The sequence below is a fragment of the Bdellovibrio sp. genome, assembly GCF_036384735.1.
Taxonomy (GTDB): domain Bacteria; phylum Bdellovibrionota; class Bdellovibrionia; order Bdellovibrionales; family Bdellovibrionaceae; genus Bdellovibrio.
On record NZ_DASVLT010000010.1, the window covers coordinates 38,784 to 64,618 of the forward strand.

Below are 25,835 nucleotides of genomic sequence, written 5' to 3' on the forward strand. Positions count from 1 at the left end.
AGTGTATTCAGTTTTACGTCTCAAATGCTGATACGTATTCTATGAAAAACTTCGTCTTTACTCGCTTTGCATCCGCAGTCTGTTTTGTTGTCTTCGCCGCCTATGGTTTCTACCAAATGCGCGTGAATACAGAAACACCAAAAGGAACTTCGGACCTCGCATCTACTTCTTTAGATTTCGAAACACCAGAATCTTGCGGACCTGAGCGTAATTATTTGGAAAAAGACTTAGCGCAGATCAACCCTCTTTTTAAAAATACACGCAAAGATATTTCATCGGATGCGCCTCCGCGTTCTTGCGCGACTTATATTATGAAAAACTTTGCGTCCTTGGATGCTCGTTTGGCATTTCGATCTCAGTGTGTAGATAAGAATGGAAGACAGCTTTCGTCTCCAGTCAGATTCCATGAAACCGAAAGGGTAAATGAAGGCGGTCAAGAAGTTGAAAAAAAGATTTATTTCAAATCGCCATGCGTGACAGAGGATTACGTTAATAGTGTCTACAATTCTTTGATAGATGTTTCCGAATGTCTGAATATTCCTGTGAAAGAGTTATTACCAAAGCTTTATAACGAGAGCGGTCTACACATTAACACATTAGGGCCAGCTAATGATGCTGGTGTAGGTCAGTTAACTTTGAGTGCCTTGGGCGGGGATGTCTTCGAACCGCTAAATGACAAATACAAAGATGGAGATCCGAATCGTACTAACCAAAAAAGTACATTTCAATACTATATTGAGGAAATGACAAAGTCATCAAAGCCATCGTGCCAAAGAATCTTGTCTCAGCAGAATGTCGTGAATCTTGTGCCAGCTGGAGAAATTCTCTGTGATTCAAAATATGCCAAGACTGCAAAGGGGAAGAACGAATGTTATCCAGTATGGGACATAAGTCACCGTTGTGATTTCATTAGTTCACCGGAAAATCCACTAAGAAATGTCGTGACCCTAGGAATGTTGTATAGAAATAATCTTCTGCATTCGACAGGAATTAAGTATGTTGCGGGCAAAGACGCATTAGGAGATACACCTTATACAGCGGGAATGCCTTACGGTGGTTATTTCTCGAAAGAAAAATATGTAGAAAAATTGCAATCACTTGGAGTTCAGCATCCGAAACAGGAAGTTCTTAAAACGGCAATTTTATCCTTGGCATTCAATGCTGGTTTGCCAGCGGCTAAGAGATTCATGACAAATTATATTAATGATCGTGTTATGCTTAAAGTTCGAACCACCGACAAAGATTTCGACTTTTTAAATACAGATGTCATGAAATGGTCTATCTTCTTGAGGTCGAAAGATTTTGCTAAAGGCTGGAGTGGCAGTAAAGAAGATTTAAAGACGGTCTTGGATTCGTTCAAAGTCGTGGCCGCCATGAATATCAATGCGGAGAGTCTTCAAAAAAGATATCTCAGTGAACGTCAGGCGGCCCTGGCCGAAATAGAGAAAATCAAAAAGTCCAAGAGCACTGACGATGCAAAAAATTCTGCGATTGCGGTACAGATGGCGCGGGTCGAAGCATTGCGAATCACTTTCCTTGGTGAGTTTGTTAATAAGTCTGCAATTTACCTGACTTTCCCGGAGTATCTTCGTATCGTTCATGCTTATGAGGCGGTTAAAAAAGGTGTCGGCGGGTCACCAGGTTATCTAAGTTGGGTCGCTAATCGATACAAAGAACTCAAAGAGCACACTCAAGGTTGCGTGCCCGATCAGTTTTTACAGTTTTAATCGATAGCATTTATTGATTTTCAGGATGCAGCTGATGGTAATCGGAGTTTTCATCGTAAAATGACTCTCCGTCGCAATGATGGAGAGGGTGGCCATCTAAAAAGCTTATCAGGCATTCTTTTCCTGAGGTAGCATCCGTTTCAGCGAGTTCATCAGAAACGTCGCGATATCCATCAGGTGAATATTCAGAATAATTGAAGCCCTCAGGCAGCCTTAATTGGCTCGCGAAATTATCGAGATTTGGTGTGAGCTTCTTACCATACATCAGGAATAAAAACCGAGGATGAATTTTTATCAACACCATTTTTTTATAGAATGGATGTACCTGGATTTCTCGTGGATTGCTGGGAAACAATCGAGTGATGAGATATAAAAGTGACGGATCATCTTGATCTGTCTTGAGTTGCCTCATCCATTCCGCTCGATAAAGCTCCACAGCGAGAGAATAGCGGGGGGATGTGCTGCATCCTGATGTATTAAGGTATTTTTCAAATATAGAAATGCCGTCAGCTAAGTCTGCCTTTGGAAGAAGTTGAAGAGATCGAATCAAAGAAAAGGAAATGAGATCACAGCTAATTCCGACGGCAGTGTGCATTCGGTGTATTGTTAAAAAATCTTTCTTTGATAAAGCTTCTTTAATGACAAGCTCTTTCTGGCGGAAATCGTTGTAAAAATAGTTTTTGATGTAGGAAGCGTCCGATTCAGGTTCTACAGTGGTCGCAGGTAATGAGTTGGTCTTGCCATCTGCTGCGATGGCCTGTTTTCGGTCGTCGCTTTCTTGTTTATAATCTGGATCATTGGGCGAGGGGCCAAACCAGTGGCTGTCGTTCACTAAGTCAGATAGATTTTCTGGATTTCGTTCTTCGAACATATAAATTGAGGCGCCATATTTGATTAATAAGTCAAATATAGCTCGGATACCTCTAGATTTTGCTAAACCAATTGGCTGATTTCCATCAGCATCTGAAAAATTTAAATCCATGGAATGTGCTTCAAGGAAGCGATTTAACGTGTCGGAGCTGCCAAAACGAACTAGGTCTAAGAGTTCCTTCTCATCGTTTGATAAAATTTTTGCGGATGTAATAGTTTTTTGAATAATGACTTCTTCATGAGCGGAAGTGTTTTTTACTTCTGCTTTTTTAAATGAGCATGACGCAATAAAGATTTGTAGAAATAAAAGTCCAATTCTTAATGACTTAGACATTTGACCTCCGATGGTAAATCGAAGTGTTCATTAATATAAGTATCGACTGAGTCATTGTGATTTTTCATTGCTGTTTGAACTTCGTCTATGGTGCAAGCGCCAGCAAACGTAGCATCAGTATAGGTTTCAACATCCTCGCAGTTATCAAGACGATACTTGTAGTTTTTGTTTCTTTTGAGAATGGTATTAAGTACTTTCGTCCACATCGCAAGCAAATCTTTGCTTAAACATTTCTCTTTGCGATCAAGGAAAATTTGAGGATCAATTTCTGATATCGAGAGGTTTTTTACTTTCAAGTTCTGAACAATAGAGGTTAAAAGCAGCGGATCTGCGAAGTCATGGTTATATTGATATATGAATTCTTTCGAAAGAAGGTCATTTTTTTTTGATTCGTCGATAGAATTTAGATTTTCACTGCATGCAGAGGAAGCCAAAATCGTCATTGCGAAGATTTCCAGTTTGGGATCGTCGGTTTGCGCGCGGGCCTCAAGGACCTTTGTTAACAATGTAAAGCAAACATCTTCAGGGAATGGGAACTTGCGTGATTTAATAAGAGATAAATCAACGAACGCTTTTTTAATAGCCTGAGAATAGAATGCTTCTAGTTCGAGTTGTTGATAGGGGCTTAGAAACTCAAAAGATGATTTCTGATTGTAAGCGAACGGCGAAAACCCCTTAGCCAAAAGAGCCTCTAGTAATTCATAGTCATATTTCTTTGCTGCCTTATCGAGCAGGTTAAAGCCTCTGTCATCATTCAACGCTTCTAGCTCTGATAACGGGTGATTAGTTATATAATTTAAAAGTTCGGATCTAGAAAGAGTGGAAAATAGATCATCGACAGAAAGACTTGTCTTTGGCGTCTCAGAAACATATGTCTTCGTGGTTAAAGAATTTGATTCGGGTGAATTGCCCTCTTTCTTGCTAAAAGAGCATGCGTTTAGAATCAATAAAATGAGAAGAACGGCCCATCGTAATTGCATCAGTATTTCTGGATGCAAATATCAAACTAGATGTCTCTAAATGTATTGCAGTTGAGTGTTTAAGTTTTAGACGGCGCGCTCAAAATTGAAACCAAGCTTAAGAGGGCGCAAGATAAGGGGCGGGCATTGCCCCTTTTATCTACTTATCAGTGTGTAGATTTCGACTTATTCATCTTTTTTAGCACCGGGTTCGTCATCGTCGCTTGATCTGTACACTCGGTGTCGGCGTACCTCATTGGAACGGCGTAAGTGTCGCCGTCGATTTCAAGATTCAAAACTAACTTGTAAGAATTGAATTTGCCGGCCATGCTTTTTTCAGTTACGTAAGAAGAATCAAAGGCCCATGCTTTTACTTTGTGGCCATTGATGTCTTGCAGCTCTGTTGAACCGAAACATTCTTCAACTAGATCGTCAGTTTTTTTACATTTATCTTTTGGCCATTCAAAACGTAAGTAGCTGCCAAGATCTGTCAAGGTTTTCGCTCGTGCAGTCAATGTAGAAAGATCGGTCGGAGTCGCTACTCCGTCGAAGATAGGCATGAAGGCTGTGCCGTTGTGGTTGAAGACTTCAACGACTGTGATGTTTGGATCGATGTCGCGAACGACGAAAGATGTGGTCAAGAACTCGGTTGTACATAACAACTGAAACTTATCGTCAGCATGGGCAAGTTGAGAAAGTAGCAAGGCGGAAAGAATTAAGAGTTTTTTCATAGATGTGGTCCCCTCAGACGTTCTTACATCTAGTTTAGGAAGCTAGAAAACGGTGAGGTAGTCCCATTTTGCAACCCTAGACTAAATAAGTGGCATGTTCTTTGGCTATTTCGGGCGGGTGCGTATTGAAAAAGGCAAAGCGGCTCCTAATATAGGGGTGTAATTTGACCCGGAGGTCCCTATGTTTAAAAGAAATATCGTATTCCATGCTCTGGAAAAGGGACTTTTGACGGCTGCTTTCATCGGTTCTTCATGTGTTGCCTCGGCTCATTCGCGCGAAATCCCTATCTCTAGTGGTCGCAGCGTTCGTCAACAGGCAGATAGCTTCGCAGAGTTGATGGTTAAAGAGATCAGTCTTGCTAAGAAAAACTATGAAAAGTTCCGCATCCTTGGTCGAGCTGAAGATCAGATTTTATCTCTTCGCGAAAACAATGTATCGCAAACAGCTCAGGACGAGGCTTATATGGACTTGATGATTTCGGTCTTTGATTCCATCCCTGAGGAAAAAGACTTTAAGAAAAGTGAATGCGACAAGTACGAATCAGATCTCATGAACGAGTTCGATCCGACCTCAGACGATGAGCCGCAGATTCCAGCTGTGAAGCCAGGTTGGGCTGCTCTCGAAGCTCTATGCAAGTAGGCTTCATTTGAATCCCTCAATGGGTTGAACTTTTTGCATAACCCAGGGCTTCTGATGCCTTTTCCCATGGGGTCGGCTAGTAACGGAGGCCTCACAAATGAGGTTCTCTGAATGTCCCGCTGCCAATCTATTTTCGCCATTCTTTTATTGCTAGTTATCTTTATTGGCTGTGAACGTCGTTCTGAAGTTTCGATCCGTGGAAGCGAAACAGCAGTTATCGGCGGTTCTAACGCTGACATTCGAGAATTTCCATTTCTAGTCAATATCTGGCAGAACAGTCCCAAAGAAGATTTCGTAGATCATCTTTGCGGAGGCAGCTTGATCGCGAAGAAATGGATTTTAACGGCTGCTCACTGCATGTTGGAAGATGCCACTGAGACAACAGTGAAGACTGTGAATCCTGCAGAATTGAATATCATCTTTGGAAGTACTTTAAGATCTGGCGACGGGGGGCGTATGGTGAAAGCCCGTTCTGTAATTGTGCATCCAGATTTTTCGTGGCCTCATCATGATGTGGCGCTAATTGAGCTTGCTGAAGAAGTCACTGACATAAAGCCGATTCAGTTAAATGCGACAGACATCGGTGCGACATCGACATCGTTGATGGCGATCGTAGCTGGTTGGGGATTGATCGATGCGGCGGGAAAAGTAGATGGATCGACTTTACAGAAGATCTCGTTGCCATTGATTAGCCGTGATGAATGCCAAGCTGATAACTTCCCGATAAAGCACGGATGGACTATTAGTTCAGACATTATCTGCGTGCGCACATCACAAAATCAAAAAGCATCATGCCCAGGGGACAGTGGTGGTCCCCTTTTTCTAGAAAATTCTCAAGGTTTTGTTCAAGTGGGGATTGTGAGTTGGGGATCCGCTTGTGCGAACAATCGCTTTAAATTTGGGACCAATGCCGAAGGGTATGCGGATGTCTCGGATGCGCTACGTTGGATTCAAAGGACCATCGGTAACTAGAAATAAAAAAAGCCCTTCGAGAAGAAGGGCTTTTTTGTTTTGATCTTTAGAAAATCGGTTACATTTGGCGAGCACGTTTTTCAACAGCCAAGGCTGCTTCACGCACAACTTCACTCAAAGTAGGGTGGGCGTGGAATGATCTTGCCAGATCTTCACTGCTGCCGCCGAACTCCATGCACACGATCACTTCGTGGATCAATTCAGAAACACCAGGTCCCACCATGTGAGCACCCAAGATTTTGTCTGTTTTCTTGTCAGCGATGATTTTCACGAAACCTTCTGTGAAACCTTTCGCACGTGCGCGGCCGTTGGCTAAGAACGGGAACTTGCCGACATTGAACTCAATACCTTTTTCTTTGCATTGTTCTTCAGTCAACCCCACAGTCGCGACTTCTGGGTGGGTGTAGATCACGCCTGGAACTGTATCGTAGTTCACGTGCCCCGCTTTACCAGCTAGCATTTCTGCAAGAGCCACACCTTCTTCTTCCGCCTTATGCGCAAGCATTGGGCCCTGTACAACGTCACCGATCGCATAGATCCCGGGAACGTTTGTTTGATAATGCTTATCGATCACGATACGACCTTGAGGATCTTTTGCGATTCCCATCTCTTCAACGCCAACACCTGTAGAGAATGGTTTGCGACCTGTAGAAACCAGAACAACGTCTGCTTTTGCAGTCGTTGCTTTGCCATCTGCAAGAGCTTCGTAAGTTACTTCAACACCATCGGAAACAACTTTAGAGCCGGTTACTTTGGTAGAAAGAAGGAACTTCATTCCTTCTTTTTCCAAATTACGTTTTAGAACGTTCATGCAGTCCTGATCAGTGGCACCACCCAAACGGTTTGTGTACTCGATCACTGTCACTTCCGCGCCCAAACGCTGCCATACGGAACCGAGCTCAAGACCGATAACTCCACCGCCAACAACGATCATCTTTTTTGGAACTTGAGGGATGATCAAAGCACCAGTGTTTGAAACAATGCGCTTTTCATCGAACTTCAAGAATGGAAGCTCCACAGGAACTGAACCTGTCGCAATACAGATTGATTTTGTTGTCAAAGTTTCTGTTTTACCGTCTTCGTATTTCACTTCAACTTTACCTTGGGCCACGACTTTACCGAAGCCATTGAATGAAGTGATTTTATTTTTCTTAAACAAGAAAGCGATACCCTCAGTATTTTGTTTTACGACTTTGTCTTTACGAGCAAGCATCGTTGGCAAGTCCAATTCGAACTTGGAAACTTTCACACCATGGGAAGCTAAATCATGTTGCACGGCTTGATAGTGTTCAGAACTTTCAAGGAGCGCTTTCGAAGGAATGCAACCAACATTCAAGCAAGTACCGCCGAAAGTTTTATCTTTTTCGATAATAGCAGTTCTAAGACCAAGTTGAGCTGCACGAATCGCACAGATGTAACCACCGGGACCGGAGCCAATAATGATAAGATCAAATTGAGTGTCTGCCATGAGAGCGTATCCTTTTTCAAAGCTGTATTAGATAGATAAATTTATACGCCATTTTAGCATCTTTGGTCACGCAGTAAGCTTCGTATTGCGACCTTCAAAGTGTGGACACACCTAGGCTAAAACCCATGAAATTACGAATGTTTATATGGTCTTAGAGTGAAGACTCTTTTAACATGGCCGGTCGGAAGGAAGGGGAAGGGCCCTGCTGCGTGTTTGCTACAACAGGACCCCGCGGGCTCACCTTGGGAACGGTGAGTATGGACTCTTAATTAAGTTGGCTCAGATGTGCGAGGCTCTTCAACGCTTTTATGGTGATGATGGCGGAAGAATTTAAATCCCTGGCTCGCCATACATTGGCGAATCGTTTGACGATCAGCTTTGCTGAGTCTCTCGCCAGATTCTTTCGCAGGAAGTGTGATGTTATTTGAAGAAGCACAAGTTTCAAAAGCTGCTTTGCGTTCTTCTTTCAAGCAACTCCAGATCACTTGTTTTTGCTCAGCCGTTAGTTTTTCGCCAGAACCTATTGCAGGCAGAGTGATGTTATTTTTAGTTGCACACTCTTGAAAGTGATTCACTGTCGAGTTTGCGGCAGAGGTGGTCGTCTGAGCCTGAGCCACCGGTATGAGGTATAAAGAGAGAGCTGACATACCCACAAATTTCACGAGCTTTTTAGTCATTTGAATTTTCATAAAATCCTCCTGTGCTATTGCACTTTGAATCTGTGGTCTAAGCCTGGCGCCGAAGGGCTTTTGACTACAGATTCAGGCTAGGCCGCAATTTTGGAATGAGCGTGGAGTATTTAAATAATTTATTGCAATCCTAGCCATTCTGAGAGGACTTTTAGCGAAAATGAGACAGACTCTATTTGGGTGTCGAATAAAAAAAAGCCCACGAACATAAAACGCATCGTGGGCTTTTTAAAGAGATATAAAAACTAAATAATAGCTTTCGTGACGCCGCCATCAACTCTTAGCGCGGAGCCTGTAATCGCAGATGCTTCGTCAGAGGCTAAGAAGCTGACAAAAGCACCGACTTCCTCAGGATGAATAAATCTTTTCAGCAAAGACGTACCGCGCGCATTCTTAAAGAAATCTCTTTCGATGTCTGCCTCAGTGACTTTATCTTTCTCGGCAAGTTGTTTTAAGAATGTTCCAACACCTTCCGAACGAGTCGGGCCCACCAAAACGGAATTCACTGTCACAGCAGTTCCTACTGCAGTTTCTGCCATGCCTCGAGCCAGAGCCACTTGTGCTGTTTTTGTGACTCCGTAGTGGATCATTTCCGCTGGGATTTGAACGGCGGATTCGCTTGAAATGAATAGTACGCGACCTGCATTTTTTTGCAGCATCAAAGGGAAATAGTGCCGTGACAATCTTGCGCCAGACATGAAGTTTGCGGTCCACATTTTTTCCCAGTCTTCGTCTGTAATACGAGCGAAGTCTTTCGGTTCAAAGATCCCGAAGTTGTTACCAAGACGTCCACTTCAGGAAAAAGCTCGATGACTTTATTGATGCCTTCAAGCGTTGACAGATCGGCTGCGACTCCGTGCAATTGATTTTTGCCAATGCCTTTTTCGATCAACTGATTGATGGCTTTGTTCACGCGCTCTTCCGTGCGGCCGTTGATGATGACATCAAAACCTTTAGTTGCGATTTTTTCTGCAATGGCAAATCCAATACCGGCGGTCGAGCCAGTGATCAGAGCTAATTTATTTTTTTTCATAGATGCTCCTGTTATTTCTGAAATATCACCTTATCTAAGGCGAATCGGTTGTAAGAGATGAAAAAGATCAAAGCTGTATAAAGCAAAATATAAGTCATTTGAAGACCGACAATTTCCCAATTCTGCAAGATACACATACCCGCCATCAACGCGATCATCACGAGTGTGCCAACCACCAGTGCGGGCAAAGTGAAGAGACCCAAGATCACAAGAATGCCGACAGTTGTTTCTAAAGGCGGAATGGTATGGGCAAAAGCCTGCACGGCGAAATCTGGCAAGGGCGAGTTTTTAAAAAGTCCCGTAGTCCAATCAATAAACTTCCCGTAGTTCGGCCCTAAGCGAACCAGGCCGTGTAAAAAGATGTTAAGACCTAAAGCGAATCTTAATAAAGTTACAGCAATCTGCTGTGGGGTGAGTGAATGCAATTCCATAAATGATCTCCTAGGACCTCACTCTAGCCTCTTTCTTTTTGAATGATAATCCCTTGTTTTTAAGAAACATTTTTTCTAAAATAGAAAAAATGAAAATTCAGCATTTTGAAGATTTATATGCCTTTCTGAAAGTCTCCGAATCTAATGGTTTTTCTCAAGCTGCTCGACAGCTCGATCTTCCGGTCTCTGTTTTAAGCAAGCGAGTTGCCAGGTTGGAAGACACCCTGGGGGTGAGGCTGTTTCAACGAAGCACTCGCGCTGTACAGCTGACCGAAGAAGGTCGTTCGTTGGTTCCGCAAGTGCAGCGTCTGCTGGGTGACATTAAAGAGATCGAAGAACAGTTTGCAGACGCAGGTGAATTAAAAGGGCCTGTTCGCCTGACGCTGCCGTGGACCCTGAGTCAGGGGCCTGTGGCCAAAGTGCTAACGGATTTTCGTAAGAAGCATCCCAAGGTTGAGGTCAATGTGCACTTCAGTGATGCTTTAGAAAAACTAGTCGAGGGCGGTTTCGATTTGGCGATTCGCTTTTCTGCTTTGGAAGACTCTTCGTTGATTGCACGCAGGCTGGGTCCGAATTATCTAAAGATGGTGGCCAGTGCTACCTATTTAAAGAAATACGGAGCTCCAAAGACAGTGAGGGACCTGCGCAATCATGCGATGCTGGTATTGCCGGCGCATCGTCAGCGTAAATTTCAAAAAAGCGCCGTGAGCTTGGCAGAGCTTAGCGACTCAACCACAGTTTCATCCAACAACGGACTTTTTCTGATTGAGCTTGCCAAAGCAGGAGCGGGGATTGCCGTGCGTTCGCACTGGGATGTTGCCGAACTAGTAAAGCGTAAAGAGCTGGTCGAAGTGCAAATCAATGATCGCTTAGAGGCGGGCAATGACGCTTATATCGTCACACCTTCCAATCGATACATGTCAGCCCGTGTTCGTGCCTTGATGGACACGTTGGTAGAAGAGTTTCCGAAATTCCTCGTCTCAAATTGATTTAAAGGATTGGGCCCTCTGAACATGCAGATCATCAAGGATATCCACAAAGAGCTTTAATATTTCCAATCTTCGATCAACAGAGCTGCCTGCAATTTATTTTGGCGAGTCAGTGCGCTCAATGATTTGATTTTATAATCAAAAGTAAAGCTTTCTGAGGTGTCCACTTCCGTCACGCGATGATGGGGGAAGTCCAAGCGCAGCTTTGTGAACTTAATAATCTTTAAGGCCGTCGTTGCTAATCCAAAACAGGCATAATAGAAGAGACTTTCACGCTCCCAGAGGTCGTACCATGGGCGTGTTGTCATCTGTTCAAGAGTGAACGAACAGCGTTCATAACAAGCAAGACTTCTGAAGATCTGCAATTGATCGCGGCTATAGATCTGAATGTATTTTTCATTGCGGATGCTTTCGGTCATGTCTTCAGAAGGAAGAAGACCTAAACGGAAGAGAAAGCGAATCACGAATTTTTCATGGGAAAAATTGCCGCCAAAATATTCCGCTTTCAGCGTTTGCAAATAGACTTCTAAATATTGAGCGACTTCTTTTTGCTTTTCGAGTGACAGTTTTTTAAAATGTTTCAGTTCTGCATTTTTATACGGACTGATCTTATAGCCAATTTCACCAAGTAAAGCAGAAAGCTCTTCCAAATCTGCGCGAAAAGACGGAGCTAGATCAAGCCCTGTGTTTTTTTGTAATTCCATAGGAAACGTCCTTGAGAGATGTTCATGTTTTAATCCAATTGGAACGAAACTTAAAGAGGCCGGCTTAAAATTCAGAGAGTCAGGTAAGAACTACCTGTATATGGATTTGACAGTGAGGCTCCAAAAAACAAAAAGGCCCAGTGAATACCAGGCCTTTGTTTGCACTCTGAGTTGTCAGAGTCTGATGAGTCGAACTTATGTGGGGATCAATTAAACTTCAAGAAGAAGTCTTTCAGGATCTTCAACAAGCTCTTTGATTTTTACAAGGAAGCTAACAGCTTCTTTACCGTCAACGATTCTGTGGTCGTAAGTCAAAGCCACGTACATCATGGGACGGATTTCAACTTTACCGTTGATTGCCATTGGACGGTCTTGGATTTTATGAAGACCCAAGATCGCTGATTGAGGCGCATTCAAGATCGGAGTTGAAAGCAAAGAACCGAACACACCACCGTTCGTGATAGAGAAAGTCCCGCCACCCAAATCGTTCGGAGAGATTTTTCCATCACGGCCTTTAGCAGCCAAATCGCGAACCGCGATTTCGATACCGGCTAGTGACAATGTATCAGCGTCTTTAACGTTAGGAACCATTAAGCCTTTTTCAGTCGATACCGCGATACCGATGTTGTAGTAGTTGTGATACTCGATATCAGTTCCTACGATCCATGCATTGACCGCAGGGAAGGCTTTCAAAGCTTCAACAGAGGCTTTTACGAAGAAGCCATTGAAACCCAAGTTCAGACCGTATTTTTCTTTGAATTTGTCTTTATATTTCGCACGAAGCTCCATCACTTTCGTCATGTCGATTTCGTTGAAAGTCGTCAAAAGAGCCGCTGTGTTTTGCGCTTCTTTGAGTTTTTCAGCGATACGTTTGCGGATTGTAGTCATCGGAACAAGTTTTTTCTCGCCTTGTTTCGAAGGACCTGTCGCAACTGGAACAACAGTTGGAGCTGCTGCTTTCACTGGAGCTGCCGGAGCCGCTGCAGACGCAGAAGCTGAAGCATTTGCAGAACCCGCTGGAGCATTTAGAACATCACCTTTCGTCAAACGACCATCTTTACCAGTTCCTTGAACGGTTGAAGGATCGATTTGATTTTCAGTGACGATTCTTTGAACCGCAGGGGATAGATGTTGATTGCCCGCAGAAGTAGAGGATGCCGTTGCGCCGGTTGGTGCAGGGGCTGGACTAGCTGCCTGAGCAGGTGCCGCCGCCTTCGGAGCTTCAGCCGCTGGAGCTGCTGCACCCGCCGCTGGTTTAGCATCAGTATCTAGAGTGGCAACAGTGGCGCCGATTTGTACTGTGGCGCCAGCTTCGTTACCTGGAAGAATTGTCAATACACCGTCGTTTTCAGCAACAACTTCAACGCTGGCTTTGTCAGTTTCAAGAAGCATCAACACTTCGTTGCGCTTTACGAAATCGCCAGATTTTTTTGTCCAGCTGCCGATTGTAGCTTCTGTGATGGATTCACCGACCGCGGGAACCTTAATTTCTTGTTTCATAGATGAACGTCCTTACGCTAATTAAACTTTAAAAATCAAATTTTACTTACCTGCTCTAGCCGAAGCCAGAGCGCAAGCCAGCTCTAGCTAAAAATGCTTTTAATGATCTCTGCCTGTTCAGCTTTGTGTTTGTGGACTGAACCCACAGCTGGTGACGCTTTTTCTGCGCGACCTGCGTACTCAAAGCGAAGTTGCAAACCTGCTTTTTGAACCACATCGATGAACTTGAAGTAGACGTGTTGGAAGGCGCCCATATTGCGCGGTTCTTCCTGGGCCCACACCAAAGTTTTCGCTTTAGGGTAAGACTTCAATACCTCAGTCACTTTTGTAGCAGGGAAAGGATAAACTTGCTCGAGACGAACTAGAGCGATGTTTTCCTTTTTTGTTTTTTCTCTTTCTTCAAGAAGCTCATAGTAAAGTTTGCCGGAAACAAACACCACTGTATCCACTTTCGATTTATCAACAGTGTCAGGGATCACTTCTTGGAATGTGCCTTTTGCCAATTCTTCAATTGAAGAAACAGCGCGAGGATGTCTCAACAAAGATTTTGGAGTCATGATAACCAATGGCTTGCGGAAATCTCTGCGAATTTGACGACGAAGAGCATGATAGATCTGCGCCGGAGTCGTAAGATTCGCCACTTGCATGTTGTATTGAGCACAAAGTTGCAAGAAACGTTCAAAACGAGCTGATGAATGCTCTGGTCCCTGACCTTCATAACCGTGAGGAAGAAGAAGCACCAAGCCGCTCATTTGTTGCCATTTAGATTCAGCAGCAGCCAAATATTGATCGATCACGATTTGCGCGCCGTTGGCAAAGTCACCAAACTGAGCTTCCCACATCACAAGTGATTTAGGATCTTGCACAGAATAGCCGTATTCGTAACCCATCACGCCGTACTCGGACAAAATAGATTCAGCCACTAGCAAGTTTGCTTTTGGATTCAGATCAGCAAGAGGGAAGTACGCTTTATTCGTTTTAACATCGTACATACCCGCATGACGGTGAGTGAACGTCCCACGCACACAGTCTTCACCAGTCAAACGAACCGAAGTTCCTTCAGCCAACAAAGAGCCATAAGCTAGAAGTTCACCCATGCCCCAATCGATCATCTCTTTACCGGCACCCATATTTCTGCGTGCTTCAAGAAGTTTGATCAATTTTGGATGAGGAGTGAAGTCGGCAGGGTAGGAGCCGATCTTTTCACCGATTTGTTTCAGTTTTGCCAAATCGAATGTTGTATCCGCAGGTTTTTCAGCGTCAGCCTCAAGACCTTTGCGAAGACCTGCCCAGTTGCCTTCAAATTTGAAGTTTTTCAATTTCGGCGGAGATTTTTTTGTATCTTCATAGATCTTTTGAAGACGATCCATCGCTTGTTGGTAAAGATCGTCAGCAGATTTTTGATCAACGCTGTTTTCAGCAGTCAATTTTTTAATGTAGATCTCGCGGACAGTTGGATGAGTCTTAATGATATCGTACATCAACGGTTGAGTGAACGCAGGTTCATCACCTTCGTTGTGACCGTATTTACGGTAGCAGATCAAGTTGATGACAACGTCTTTAGCGAATTGTTGACGGTAACGAATGGCGATATCGGCAGCGCGAACGCAAGCTTCAACGTCATCACCGTTGACATGAATAACGGGGATGAACAACATCTTCGCCGCATCAGAAGAATAGCGAGTCGAGCGAGTGTCTTTGCCGTTCGTCGTGAAACCAACTTGGTTATCAACGACAATGTGAACAGTGCCGCCAGTGGTGTGAGGTTTCACGCCAGCCATTTGTAAAGTTTCTTGGATGATACCTTGTCCTGCGAAAGCCGCATCGCCATGGATCAAAACGGGGACGATGGATTTTCTATCGCCACCAGCCAAGTCTTGAGCCGCACGAGCCATACCCAAAGCAACGGCGTTGACAGTTTCCAAGTGAGAAGGGTTGTAAGCCATAGTGGCTTTCACAGTGGCGCCAGAAAGAGTTTTCTTTTCGGCTTTGTAACCCAAGTGATATTTCACGTCGTTGTCGAAGTCTTCAACTGGTTTTTCTGTTTCAAGTGGTCCGTTGAAATCACCGAACACGTACTCTTCGCTTTTGCCGAAGAAATTAACAAGTGTGTTCACACGACCACGATGGGCCATACCAAGGAAAAGTTCTTTGATACCAGCTTGTGAACCTTTGTTGATCAAGGTGTTCAACATCGGAAGCATCGAATCAGCACCTTCGATCGAGAAACGTTTTGTTCCTACGTAACGAGTGTGAACGAATTTTTCCAACGACTCGGCTTTAGTCAAAGCGGCCAAAGTGTCTTTTTTCTCTTCGATCGCGATTTTGTAAGGGGCGCCTTCAAATTCTTGAGTCAACCATTTCACTTCTGCAGGAGCCGCATCAGAGGCTTGAAGAGAGATTTTACCGCAGTAAGTTTTTTTCAAGTGAGCAATGATATCAGCCAACGTCGCGTTTGCTTTTCCCACCAACGCACCCACTTGGAATTTTGCATTCAAGTCTTTGTCAGCAAGACCGAAAGTCTTTAGTGCAAGAGCTTCGTTTGCTTGAGGAGCGTAAAGAGGATTCAAATCTGCTTCAAGATGTCCGTTCGCACGGTAAGCTTGAATGAGTTGGTATACGGCAAGCTCTTTGTCAGACATTCCGAATTTGCCTTCTTGGGCGAATTCCATTCCTTCAAAAAAACTTCTCCATTCACCAGCCAAAGAATCTGGTTTCGATTTGAAGTCAGCATAGAGCTGTTCAATGTATTCAAGATTTGAACTGTTGATACCGTTGTTGTTCACAAGAAGTCCTTCGTTTTATCGGCGATTGAGATGTGCCTCAATTTTTCAAAATCTCACGACTTTGTAACTCGTTAATGCGTAGCAAAATCAAGAGTTTTGATATTCAATGAAAGCCCTGTCATGATAGCTCTTTTCTATACGGAAATGAAGGAGTTTAAACGTGTACAAGTTGGTGCTTATTAGACACGGTGAAAGTGTATGGAACCAAGAGAACCGTTTCACAGGCTGGCAAGACGTAGATCTTTCAGAGAAAGGTCGAGCTGAAGCTCTAAAGGGCGGAAAAGCTCTGAAGGATAAAGGTTTTTCGTTTGATATCGCGTATACGAGCGTTCTGAAAAGAGCGATTAAAACTCTGAATTTCGTTTTAGACGAACTTGATCAGGTGTGGCTTCCTGTCCACAAAGACTGGCGTCTGAACGAGAGACATTACGGAGCCCTACAGGGTTTGAATAAAGCGGAGACTGCGGCCCGTCATGGGGAAGAGCAAGTCAAAATTTGGAGACGCAGCTACGATGTTCCGCCTCCACCAATGGAAACGAGTGACCCTCGCCACCCAACTCATGACCCTCGCTATAAACATGTGAACCCGAAGCTTTTACCTAGCCAAGAGTCTTTGAAGGACACTGTGGCAAGATTTCTTCCGCTGTGGAACGACACGATCGCTCCGAAAATCAAAACGGGGGAAAAAGTTTTGATCGTCGCTCACGGAAACAGTTTGCGTGCATTGATGCAACATCTTGAACATATGACTCCCGATGAGATCATGGGTGTGAACATGCCAACGGGGATTCCCCTTGTGTACGAACTCGATAAAGATTTGAAAGTGATCAAAAAAGAGTTTGTCGGTGATCCGGAAGAGGTGCGTGCCGCCATGGAAGCTGTCGCAAACCAAGGAAAAGCGAAGTAAGATCGTCTCAATTCGGGAATACTTAGCATATTTTATTTAAGGTCTAGTCCAATTTTGTCGAAGAACTCTTAGGGGAGTTCTTCGAATGAAACCACTGAAACCACAGGGGTTGCTGTTATCTCGAAATAATCATGGCAGCGCCTTCATTCAAGCTTTGGTCGCCATCGCAGTCGTTGGCGCTCTTGTCTATTTTTTGACTCCCACGGTTATCAAAAATCGCCAACAGGTTACAAAATCTGCTTCGATCATCACAGCACGCTTAGCTCTGCACTCGATGTTGGATTTCACTCTTTTAGGAGTGAAGCAACGCTGGTGTTTTTCTGATTCTTGGATGCCAGAAAACTGTGGCAAAAGTGAAAACCCAACGACGGCGGAATTATTATCTCATCCGCGTTCTGTCGAGCGCGTGTTGATGAAGCAAGAGACCGTGGATTTCCTGAAAACCATGGGCTATGCAGCGGCGGACCAAGCTCCACTTCAGAAAATCACGGCACGAATTCCTGTCGCCAACTTTTCATCACTTCATCCAATTTATAAAATCATCTCGGACCTTAAAGGTTACAAAGTGACTGCGTTTGATGTGACCATCGAGCGGGATCTTCGCGGGATCATTCCAGAATATGGTCGCGAGGTTTATTTGAAGGTCACAGTGAGTTTGCTTAATCAGGCGGGTGAAATCATTCAAGTGGGTAGCAGTCGGTTGACGGCAACATCTTTTGTTGGAGTTTATCCCCGTGAAGTGGGAAGTTTTGCTTTGCTCGTGGCGAATGATCTTCATTTGGACGTGGCCTCAGGTGGAGGTTTGCAAGTTGGTGATTCATACATTCGTCAATTTAGTTCGAAGGCAGAGCGTGCTCAATATCCAGGACTTGTTTTCGATAGCCCGGTTTTCGTGAATGGAAGCATTTATTTGCCGAAGACGGTGGACGATACACAGTCAGATACTGTGTACTCTCCCGTATCTTTCAATGAAAAAGTGATCATGGGTGATGGGCCGATCATGCGCGGAGGCAAAGAGTTTCGTCCTGCTACGGCGGGTGGTGACTCCGACCAGTTCTGGTCTAGCATTCGTGAGTTTGGTGGATTCCAAAAAGGTGTCGATGTTGATGGGGGCCGTGATGGCGGTCTTGATAATTTGTCAGGTAAAAGTGCGGCAACCTCTGTGAACAAAGATTTGATGCAGCAGTGTATTGATCGTACGTTGGCGATGACGGATTTACGCAAAACCGTTGACAGTACTTTGCGTGGCTTGTTGTCACAAAAAACGTCGTCAAAGTTTGATTACCGTTTGGGTTTGACTTTGGGCAACGTCTTCACTCGTCAACGGGGCGAAGTGGGAGCTCCGACAGTGACAAAAGGAAGACTTGCGTCCTATTCGTTGAGTAATAAAAATGGCGCTATTGCCCAGGTTACTTTGAATTTTGACGGTTTATCGTTAAAGGCAGATATTCCTGATAATGGAACTTTGACGCTCGCGCCGAAGATTGATTTGAGTCAATTGAAGAATTCCATCTCGGCCAAAATCAGTGATGCGCAAAGCACCCGCGATAAGATCAGTACGGATTTAACAAACTTAGATCGAGATGTTCGTTCGGCTGAAAAAGATGTGGCTTCGATTCAAAGCAACCTGGCCGCTGAACAAGGGAAATACCCGCAAGATCAGCGTCACATTGCCGATCTTCAAGCGGATCTGGATCGTGCAAATAATAAACTCGACAGTCTCAAAAATCAGCGCATGGCGAAGGAAAAAGATTTCGCCGATGCCAAGGCCAAGTTAGACGATTACCAAAATCAACTGGTGAAAGTTGAGGCAGAGCAAAATGTTCAGCCGACTATTAAGATCTCTGTCGATGCACCTAATCCGGATAGCACAAATCCCGTGTTCAAAGATTTCCATGTCGAATTTGAACATGGGGAATTGCTCGTGAATAGTATGGGAACACCTCAAGATGTGTCTTTATATCTCCAAGCCTATGACGTCGCATTTGATCGTGGCTATCCTTTGCGTTTGAGTATCAAAACCAATGGTTACTTAAACTTCAAACGCAGTGGAGCTGACTTCATTCCTTATAATAACGTCTCTGACAATTCTGGAAACTCGAAAGGAGATCTTCCAGGTGGCGATATCAATATGAATATGGATGTCGCTTGTGCGACCCAAGGAACAAGTGGGTCAACAGCTTTTGCGGGAACAGATTGGGGGACGGTCTTTACCGGCACCTCGACAAACTCTTGGTCCTTCACCAACAAGTATGAAGATCGTACGAATTATATTTTCGACGGAAGCAATGCTTCGCGCTCTGCGGGAACAGCATCGTTTATTGTTAAATCCATAGCGAAAGACTGTATCATAAAATCTTCGGCAGATTTTGTATCGGGATTCCTCACGTGCGAACGATTGATTATTGAGTCAAGAACAACGGCATTAAGAATTATCGGTTCGATCATCGTAACAAAGGCCATGGAGATCGACGACAAAGCCTATGCCGCGGGGATTCGTTGGAGCACTATTTATCATCCCCAAGCTACTTTCGAGCTTCGCCAAGTCGGAATTCTAAAAGGTCAGAACAACGTGGATTGCAGTTCGATCAATCGCTTCCCGGTTTGGCATCCGTATCCATCGATCACCGATGTTTCGAATCTTTATCGTTGCAACGCGATTTCGTTAAGATCGAAAGCTGATCCATTCCGTTGGACAACGGTAGATCCTGACTGCGGTGCCATCGAAGGAAAAAGCTCCCACGTCTGTAAAAACAGAATGGTGCGTTTCTATGTTCTTGAAGTTTCAAGGGAGTCCGGAATATGAAGCAGCTGAAAAATAAAAACGGCCTTTCTATTCTTGAGGCTCTATTAGGTTTGGCGATGCTGACCCTGGTGGGATCATTTTTTATTTCGGGAATGATGGGAATGAAAAAAGTAGCGAAGGATAGCGGAACTAAAAACTCGTTGTACAAGCAAATCAATGATGTGATTGAAAATATTCGTCCTAATGTGCGCATGTATCAAATCAATTACGCGGGCACAGATGAAGAGCGTGATCGGGCATTGGCTGTAGACAAACTTCCTATGGCCTGGGGGAACGGCACCATCTCCACAGCGAAAGAGTGTCCTGGCTGCCCGGGCCGCTATGGTTATGTCATTCAAGCTTATCCAAATATGAAAGGTCTTTATCTCGTGACTGTGCGAATGAGTCATAAAGATTGGGCCCAAGGAATGCCAACGGCAGAGGGAACGCCCACGTCTGTGGGGACATTTGGCTATCTAGATTATCAATTTGTGGTGAATGCGCAATGAAGTTAAATCAAAAGGGTTTTACTTTAGCTGAAACGTTAGTGGGGGTGTCGCTTCTGGCCATCGTCGGTATGGTTGCAGCTTCTTTCTTCACATTCAGTGCGAAAACCCAGAAAGAAATCGTTAATGACTTGGAAGATAGCACTGACAATGTGATTGCAGAGCGTATGTTGCTGCGTGATCTGAAGATGTCGGAACCGTCTTTTAATAATATCCTTGTCACTGATGATAACGGCCTTGGTTTTTTTGATTTTGATGCAGATCGATCCACACGCTCTGTGGATGACAAGGCTCGTAAAATTTCACTTTCTATGGCTGGCAAGACTGAATTTATATTTATGATTACGAATGACAAATTAGGTGGCACATTGATGTACACGCCAAGTCTTGCATATAAAATCCCTTATGTACCTGCGGACCCTAATACGGCGGCACCTTTAAATTTTGTTTCCCTCAATCAAAACAATGAAGTGACGAAAGCCAATAGCAAGTTTTGGCAGCCGGGAGTTGTGCTTATGTTAGATACTCCGGCTCAGGTGCGAGAGATGACTCCATTTGGCCCTAACTACAATCGCCCGCCCCGGTCGCCGGTTTTTGTGGGAGTTGTTCAAGGTGTAGGTGACACGAAGCTTGCGGCCTTGGGAATTTCTAACTTCATCAATAGGACAAATCCCATGTATCCGAGCGAGACAATAGATACTGAGGATGCCTTCCTAAGGAATATACCGCCCATGGGAGGAGCCGCTCCTTTGGTGCGATTGAAAGCGGTTGGAATCATCAAGTATTATTTAGATAAGGACAAGACCACGGGGAAAGTGAGTCTGTGGAGATCTTTGTATAGTGGAAACAAGTTTCAAAGCGGGGCTTTAGTGGCTTCCGATGTTGAAGGCATTGTTTTCTCGCGTAAGAATCCCCAGGACTCTTTGGTTTCGTTTGAGATTGTTCGCAAGGGGAAATAAACCACTAACTTTGTTAGCGGCAAAGGGGGCTTGTATGTTGAAGTGGACTTTGGTGTCTCTTCTGGGGGGCGTGGTGTCGCCAGCGTTTGCGGCTGATCAACCTGGAACCGTCAATTCCGGAGCCGGGGCATCTGCAGGTTTTCAAGGCGTGGTCCTCTCCGGACAGGTCACAAGAAATACACAAGATGGTCTTTCCGTTGTTGTCACGAATACGTGCTTCGGTACGAATCTTCGTTATGTGACAAATCCAATTTCTCCGTTAGGAATTGTAAATATTAAGATGGTCGTTAAAGACCACGGTGTTGAAAAAACATTTATCGTGAAATATCCAGGCTCTGTCGTTTCTGACGGAGGTTTAATTGATACGCGCGCTATTCCGGCTTCAGCTATTTCTTCTCCGGTGGGGGTGAATGTCACCGGGGCGGTCACAGGTAATGTCGTGCGCTTAAATATTCCCATTGCTTCCACTGTGAATGTTGATGCCGACGGAAATATCTCGCAGGCAAATTTAGATGCGAAGCTTGAATCAGTTTCTTTCACACAAGAGTTTGATGCACAAGCGGGCACAGGTCGTGGGCCTTACGGCGGTGATTACTACAGACCTGGTATGAAGAGTTCTGTGAACCCAAGTGACTATCGTGGTTATACCGGGGATTTATCGGCAACGGTGCACACGGCTTCGTCAAAAGATATGAAACAATACAATGTCGACGCTTACTTCCCGGGTGAGTTTGGCTTCTGCGGAGGTTTCTTTTCGCCACTGATGGTGTTCTTTGATTCAAAACGTCCATTGTTCACTGGCAATGTTGCTTTTCCTTTGAATCCGACAGGTCAAACTACTTGGCCTGAGAAAGGATCAGCCGGGGCTTTCATTGCCATTGATCGTGACGGCGATGGCAAAATCACAAAAGCTGAAGAGCTTTTTGGTTCTGAAGGTGGAAAATATAAAAACGGTTTTGAAGCCTTGCGCGAGTTTGATTCCAATCACGATGGTGTGATTGACAATAAAGACAAGGACTTCGATAAGCTTCTCTTATGGTTTGATAAAAATGGTGATGGCATTAGTCAAAAAGAAGAGTTGGTGCTTTTGAAGTCACGGATTAAATCCATCTCGTTGAAATACGATAGTTCTTCGACGAATGGTGTGGGCAACCGCGCAGAAGTCCGTGAACGAAGTGAATTTGTCTTTGTTGAAAAAGGCAAAGAAAAGAAGGGCGCAGTCGTTGACATGTGGTTCGCCCCCGCCAAGCATTAATTTGATCTAAAAAACATTCTCAGGACCTTTCGCAAAAAAGTGAAAGGTCCCTAACTTGACAGCTTTCAAATCAGTTCCATACTTAATTGTGAGAAGTGAATCCGGATAACTTCCAAAAGTTTTATTTATTAAAACAAGGAGGATTGTATGCCTATGCGTTCATTATCACCATGGAGTGCGCGTCGTTTGCCTTCCAGCGATTTATTTAATCAATTTGAAGAATTCTTTAACGACATGGATCGTCTAAATTCACCAGCACTTCGCGGTGCGGGAATGGATTTTACTCCAGCCGTCGATATAGACGAGAAAGACAATGCTTATCTAGTCACGGCGGATATACCAGGAATGAAAAAAGAGGAGATTAAAGTCGATATCAACGACAACGTTCTCACTATTTCTGGCGAAAGAATAAAAGAAGTAAAAAATGAAGCCAAAGGCGAGAGTCGCTATTCTGAAAGAGTCCACGGAAAATTCCAAAGATCCTTCAGTTTGCCAGCTCACGTAGATGCTTCCAAAGTACAAGCGGCCTTCCAAGATGGTGTCTTGAGCATCACTATTCCAAAGGCGGAAGGTGCACGCAGTCATTCGATTAAAATTCAATAGTTCCTTTTTCCCTTTAATCCCCGATGCCCATGTGTTTGAATGACCACATGGGCATTCTCTTAAAAAACATCTCGACTCTTTTGACATTGCAAGAGGCTCGTCGCAAAGACGGCCGCCGTATTACCGAGGCAGATCTGGGAATACTGCAGAAGCAATCCGTCCTGATCGAAAAAGAAAAAATCGCATGGATGGGACCTACAGGAAAACTTCCTAAAGAATTCGCGCGCAAAAAAATTAAAGAGCACGATATGAAAGGCCTGACAGTGATGCCCGGGTTGATTGAATGTCACACACATTTAATATACGCAGGCAATCGAGCCGCCGAATTCGAGATGCGCAATCAGGGCGTCAGTTATCAAGAAATCGCCGCTAAAGGTGGTGGTATTTTATCGACGATGAAGCACACCCGTGAATCTTCTTTGAAGCAACTTGTACAAGAAGGTCAAAAGCGTGTGAACCATTTCATCAGTCAAGGTGTGACCACAATTGAAATGAAATCTGGTTATGCTTTGAATTTAAAGGATGAACTGAAGGTTCTTCAGGCCGCGCAAAATCTTGAAGGTGTTCGCACGGTGAGTACCTTCCTTGGTGCTCATGCTTTGCCGCCGGAATTTAAAACCTATGAAAGTTATTTGGAATTCCTGGCAGATCAAGTGCTTCCGGTTGTGAAAAAGAAAAAGCTGGCAGGGCGAGTGGACGTTTTTATCGAAAAAGGATTTTTTCCTAAGGAAGCGTCAGAAAAATATCTTCGTCGCGCCAAAGAAATGGGCTTCGATGTTTTGATCCATGCCGATCAAATGACCCTAAGTGGCGGCAGTGAAGTGGCTATCAATGTGGAGGCGCTGTCGGGCGATCACTTGTTGCAAATCACAAACAAAGAAATTCAGGCATTAGCGAAATCCAACGTTACGTGTGTGATGTTGCCATCCGCAGATTTGTATACACGCACAAAATATCCACCCGCGAAGGAGCTCATCGAAGCCGGAGCCCGCGTGGCATTGGCGACGGATTTTAATCCGGGCACTTCTCCGACACAGGATTTGAATTTAGTCGGGTTGCTGGCGCGCCTTGAGATGAAGATGTCGCTTCCTCAAGTGATCTCTGCTTACACAGTGGGGGCGGCTTTCGCTCTGAATTTGCAGAATGAAACGGGATCAATCGAAGTTGGAAAGTGTGCTGATATCTTATGCACTCCACAAGATTGGCGATGCATGTTCTATAGCGTTGGTGAGGTGGTAGAAAAGAAAGTTTTCTCTCGAGGGAAGTTGGTTTTTGATCGTCTTAAATGATTTTACGCGTCAGAAAATTTAAGATTCTTAAAATTTCCTTTGAATTAAGTACTCTTTTCTTTCTAGTCTTGGGTTGTGGTGAGGGGGAGCTACAGCATGAGGACATCGTATACCACTTTAATGCAGTCGAAGTATTTTAATCCTGCTTTTAACAGTGCCATCTTTGATGGTCCCGTTCGTATCTACTTTGCTCAGTTCCATGAAGCACTGGCATTGAAGATTTACTTTTCAGTGCAACAGCGTCTAGCTGATCAGTTGGCGATGGCGAAAGAAAAAGCAAAAGCATCCGGCGCAAATATTCTTGTGATGGTTTATCCAACTGAGGAAAGCTTTCTTCTTTCTTTTGAAAACATGAATGCAGCGATCAAGGGTCCTCTTGAAGTTGAAAAGTGGAATGAGGATGTGGTGATCGGACTTCGTGGTCCTATTGAAGACGAGAATATGGATCTTTTGGTCGATACGTTACGTCTCACTATGGAAAACTGGCGTCCAGCTGAGATTCTTCGAGCTGTCGCTCCGTTAGAAGTGTGATATTCTTTCTCTATGAATAATAGAGGTCAAATCGTGGTGGAGTATGTGCTCCTCCTCGTATTAGCGGTGGCTCTTGCGACCCTGCTAGCAAAACAACTGGTCAGCCGTGACGTTGATAACGGTGGCATCCTTACAGTGAAATGGCACAAGATCATGGTGGCCATTGGTGCCGATATCCCTGATTCCAATCAATAAGCATACACTCGCCCTTAGGCTGGGGATTTGTCTAAAATGTCGACAGTCCCTGTGAATAGTTCCTGTCTAAATGCTGTCATCGAATCCTGAACAGTTGGCGCAAATCCTACCGGGTACAACTATCAATTTTAAATAGTTTTACTAAGACATTTTAAATAAAAAAAGGCTCAGTCATATGAGCCTTTTTTTTAAAGAAATGGATTTCCACGTTTGGTCAGCTCATTTTCAATCGCCGCTTGCATCTTTTCTTGGATGTCCTGGGCGATATCGTGAACCAGTTCGGCGTCATCCACTGATGAAGGCTTGTAAGGAAGTATGATTGGCCCTAAAAAACGTATTCTCCATTTCGCAGGAAGCGGTAACACATTCAGCGGAAGGGGAATCACCGAGCCCTTTAGGAACTTCGTGAATTTCAACTTTTTCAAATTGATATGGGTTTCTTCCGCACCCAAGACAACGACTGGAACAATCGGGCATTGGGCTTCAATGGCCATGCGCACGAAACCGCGCTTGAACTCTTGCAATTGATAACGCTCGCTAGTGGGTTTGAAGTTTCCCTGTTCACCTTCAGGGAAAAGGACGATGGCATTTCCTTTTTTGAGGGCATTGAGGCCATTCTCGTAGGTCGCTTCTGTGAACCCCATTTTTTGTGCGGGAATCGCGGTCGTTTCCGTTAAAAACCAAAAGTGGTGTGTTAGAACACGGGGAATGCGCTTGGCTTCCTCTTGGATAACATGGGCAAGCAGTACGGCATCAAACCCCGAAAATCCAGAATGATTGGGAGCGATAACCACGGCGCCACGGCGAGGGATGTTTTCAGCTCCTTCGACCTCCATGCGGAAGTATTTGCGAAGAATCTCTAACAAAAAACGTGGCAGGACGCGGTAAATCAGCGTGTCCCTGTCGAGGGACTTCAAGCCAAAAATTTTTTCGTTGGGTTTCGACAAAAAATTCTTCATGATTAAGAGTGAC

General features: G+C 44.4%; 23 protein-coding genes and 1 pseudogene. 13 read left to right on the top strand and 11 right to left on the bottom strand.

What is annotated here, in order from left to right; translation table 11 throughout:
* The first annotated feature begins 41 nt into the window (after positions 1-41).
* Positions 42-1,727, top strand: coding sequence for a hypothetical protein (locus tag VF412_RS02810; RefSeq protein ID WP_331337682.1), 1,686 nt, complete (start codon positions 42-44; stop codon positions 1,725-1,727).
* 10 nt (positions 1,728-1,737) lie between these two features.
* Here the strand turns inward: VF412_RS02810 and VF412_RS02815 are convergent, their stop codons facing one another.
* From VF412_RS02815 to VF412_RS02825, 3 genes are all read right to left on the bottom strand, one after another.
* Complete coding sequence (locus tag VF412_RS02815; protein WP_331337683.1) at positions 1,738-2,931, bottom strand: hypothetical protein; 1,194 nt, start codon at positions 2,929-2,931, stop codon at positions 1,738-1,740.
* Complete coding sequence (locus VF412_RS02820; protein WP_331337684.1) at positions 2,916-3,911, bottom strand: hypothetical protein; 996 nt, start codon at positions 3,909-3,911, stop codon at positions 2,916-2,918. Before VF412_RS02820 ends, VF412_RS02815 begins: the two co-directional genes overlap by 16 nt.
* A gap of 146 nt (positions 3,912-4,057) precedes the next feature.
* A complete protein-coding gene (locus tag VF412_RS02825) occupies positions 4,058-4,621 on the bottom strand; it encodes a hypothetical protein (RefSeq protein WP_331337685.1) in 564 nt (187 codons plus the stop codon).
* A gap of 181 nt (positions 4,622-4,802) precedes the next feature.
* Here VF412_RS02825 and VF412_RS02830 point away from each other — a divergent pair, with 181 nt between their 5' ends.
* Both VF412_RS02830 and VF412_RS02835 read left to right on the top strand, forming a co-directional pair.
* Positions 4,803-5,261: a hypothetical protein gene (locus VF412_RS02830; protein ID WP_331337686.1), complete on the top strand. Its 459-nt coding sequence runs from the start codon at positions 4,803-4,805 to the stop codon at positions 5,259-5,261.
* Positions 5,262-5,372: 111 nt separating this feature from the next.
* The gene (locus VF412_RS02835; RefSeq protein ID WP_331337687.1) at positions 5,373-6,233 is read left to right on the top strand and encodes a serine protease; all 861 of its coding nucleotides are present in this window, start codon (positions 5,373-5,375) and stop codon (positions 6,231-6,233) included.
* A gap of 58 nt (positions 6,234-6,291) precedes the next feature.
* On the opposite strand, the gene lpdA is transcribed toward VF412_RS02835, so the two are convergent.
* From lpdA to VF412_RS02860, 4 genes and pseudogenes are all read right to left on the bottom strand, one after another.
* Entirely contained in the window at positions 6,292-7,701 is a 1,410-nt protein-coding gene (gene lpdA / locus VF412_RS02840) for a dihydrolipoyl dehydrogenase (RefSeq protein WP_331337688.1), read from the bottom strand.
* A 269-nt stretch (positions 7,702-7,970) separates the two neighbouring features.
* Positions 7,971-8,390: a hypothetical protein gene (locus VF412_RS02845; protein ID WP_331337689.1), complete on the bottom strand. Its 420-nt coding sequence runs from the start codon at positions 8,388-8,390 to the stop codon at positions 7,971-7,973.
* A 245-nt stretch (positions 8,391-8,635) separates the two neighbouring features.
* Positions 8,636-9,423: pseudogene (locus VF412_RS02850) on the bottom strand (SDR family NAD(P)-dependent oxidoreductase).
* An 11-nt stretch (positions 9,424-9,434) separates the two neighbouring features.
* Positions 9,435-9,854 carry a DoxX family membrane protein gene (locus tag VF412_RS02860; RefSeq protein ID WP_331337691.1) on the bottom strand — a complete coding sequence of 140 codons (420 nt, stop codon included), beginning with the start codon at positions 9,852-9,854 and terminating at the stop codon, positions 9,435-9,437.
* Positions 9,855-9,943: 89 nt separating this feature from the next.
* Here VF412_RS02860 and VF412_RS02865 point away from each other — a divergent pair, with 89 nt between their 5' ends.
* A complete protein-coding gene (locus VF412_RS02865) occupies positions 9,944-10,843 on the top strand; it encodes a LysR family transcriptional regulator (RefSeq protein WP_331337692.1) in 900 nt (299 codons plus the stop codon).
* Positions 10,844-10,899: 56 nt separating this feature from the next.
* On the opposite strand, the gene VF412_RS02870 is transcribed toward VF412_RS02865, so the two are convergent.
* The 3 genes from VF412_RS02870 to VF412_RS02880 form a co-directional block, all read right to left on the bottom strand.
* Positions 10,900-11,547, bottom strand: a complete 648-nt coding sequence (locus tag VF412_RS02870) for a hypothetical protein (protein WP_331337693.1) — start codon at positions 11,545-11,547, stop codon at positions 10,900-10,902.
* 210 nt (positions 11,548-11,757) lie between these two features.
* On the bottom strand, positions 11,758-13,047 hold the full coding sequence (odhB, locus tag VF412_RS02875; RefSeq protein ID WP_331337694.1) for a 2-oxoglutarate dehydrogenase complex dihydrolipoyllysine-residue succinyltransferase: 1,290 nt from the start codon (positions 13,045-13,047) through the stop codon (positions 11,758-11,760).
* 83 nt (positions 13,048-13,130) lie between these two features.
* Positions 13,131-15,833 carry a 2-oxoglutarate dehydrogenase E1 component gene (locus tag VF412_RS02880; protein WP_331337695.1) on the bottom strand — a complete coding sequence of 901 codons (2,703 nt, stop codon included), beginning with the start codon at positions 15,831-15,833 and terminating at the stop codon, positions 13,131-13,133.
* A 160-nt stretch (positions 15,834-15,993) separates the two neighbouring features.
* Between VF412_RS02880 and gpmA the strand changes: the two genes are divergently transcribed.
* The 9 genes from gpmA to VF412_RS02925 all read left to right on the top strand — a co-directional run bounded on the left by gpmA (position 15,994) and on the right by VF412_RS02925 (position 24,863).
* Positions 15,994-16,740, top strand: a complete 747-nt coding sequence (gpmA, locus tag VF412_RS02885) for a 2,3-diphosphoglycerate-dependent phosphoglycerate mutase (RefSeq protein ID WP_331337696.1) — start codon at positions 15,994-15,996, stop codon at positions 16,738-16,740.
* Positions 16,741-16,825: 85 nt separating this feature from the next.
* On the top strand, positions 16,826-19,546 hold the full coding sequence (locus VF412_RS02890; protein ID WP_331337697.1) for a hypothetical protein: 2,721 nt from the start codon (positions 16,826-16,828) through the stop codon (positions 19,544-19,546).
* A complete protein-coding gene (locus tag VF412_RS02895; protein WP_331337698.1) occupies positions 19,543-20,034 on the top strand; it encodes a hypothetical protein in 492 nt (163 codons plus the stop codon). The genes VF412_RS02890 and VF412_RS02895 overlap by 4 nt, the downstream gene beginning before the upstream one ends.
* Complete coding sequence (locus tag VF412_RS02900) at positions 20,031-20,990, top strand: PilW family protein (RefSeq protein WP_331337699.1); 960 nt, start codon at positions 20,031-20,033, stop codon at positions 20,988-20,990. Before VF412_RS02895 ends, VF412_RS02900 begins: the two co-directional genes overlap by 4 nt.
* Positions 20,991-21,024: 34 nt before the next feature.
* Positions 21,025-22,245, top strand: a complete 1,221-nt coding sequence (locus tag VF412_RS02905; RefSeq protein ID WP_331337700.1) for an EF-hand domain-containing protein — start codon at positions 21,025-21,027, stop codon at positions 22,243-22,245.
* A 147-nt stretch (positions 22,246-22,392) separates the two neighbouring features.
* Positions 22,393-22,848, top strand: a complete 456-nt coding sequence (locus VF412_RS02910) for an Hsp20/alpha crystallin family protein (RefSeq protein ID WP_331337701.1) — start codon at positions 22,393-22,395, stop codon at positions 22,846-22,848.
* 47 nt (positions 22,849-22,895) lie between these two features.
* Positions 22,896-24,137 (top strand): imidazolonepropionase, encoded by a 1,242-nt coding sequence (hutI, locus tag VF412_RS02915; protein ID WP_331337702.1) that lies wholly within the window; start codon positions 22,896-22,898, stop codon positions 24,135-24,137.
* Between the two features lie 96 nt (positions 24,138-24,233).
* Positions 24,234-24,668: a hypothetical protein gene (locus VF412_RS02920; protein WP_331337703.1), complete on the top strand. Its 435-nt coding sequence runs from the start codon at positions 24,234-24,236 to the stop codon at positions 24,666-24,668.
* 12 nt (positions 24,669-24,680) lie between these two features.
* Positions 24,681-24,863, top strand: coding sequence for a hypothetical protein (locus VF412_RS02925; RefSeq protein WP_331337704.1), 183 nt, complete (start codon positions 24,681-24,683; stop codon positions 24,861-24,863).
* A 188-nt stretch (positions 24,864-25,051) separates the two neighbouring features.
* Here the strand turns inward: VF412_RS02925 and VF412_RS02930 are convergent, their stop codons facing one another.
* The gene (locus tag VF412_RS02930) at positions 25,052-25,822 is read right to left on the bottom strand and encodes a lysophospholipid acyltransferase family protein (RefSeq protein ID WP_331337705.1); all 771 of its coding nucleotides are present in this window, start codon (positions 25,820-25,822) and stop codon (positions 25,052-25,054) included.
* Between the last annotated feature and the right edge of the window lie 13 nt (positions 25,823-25,835).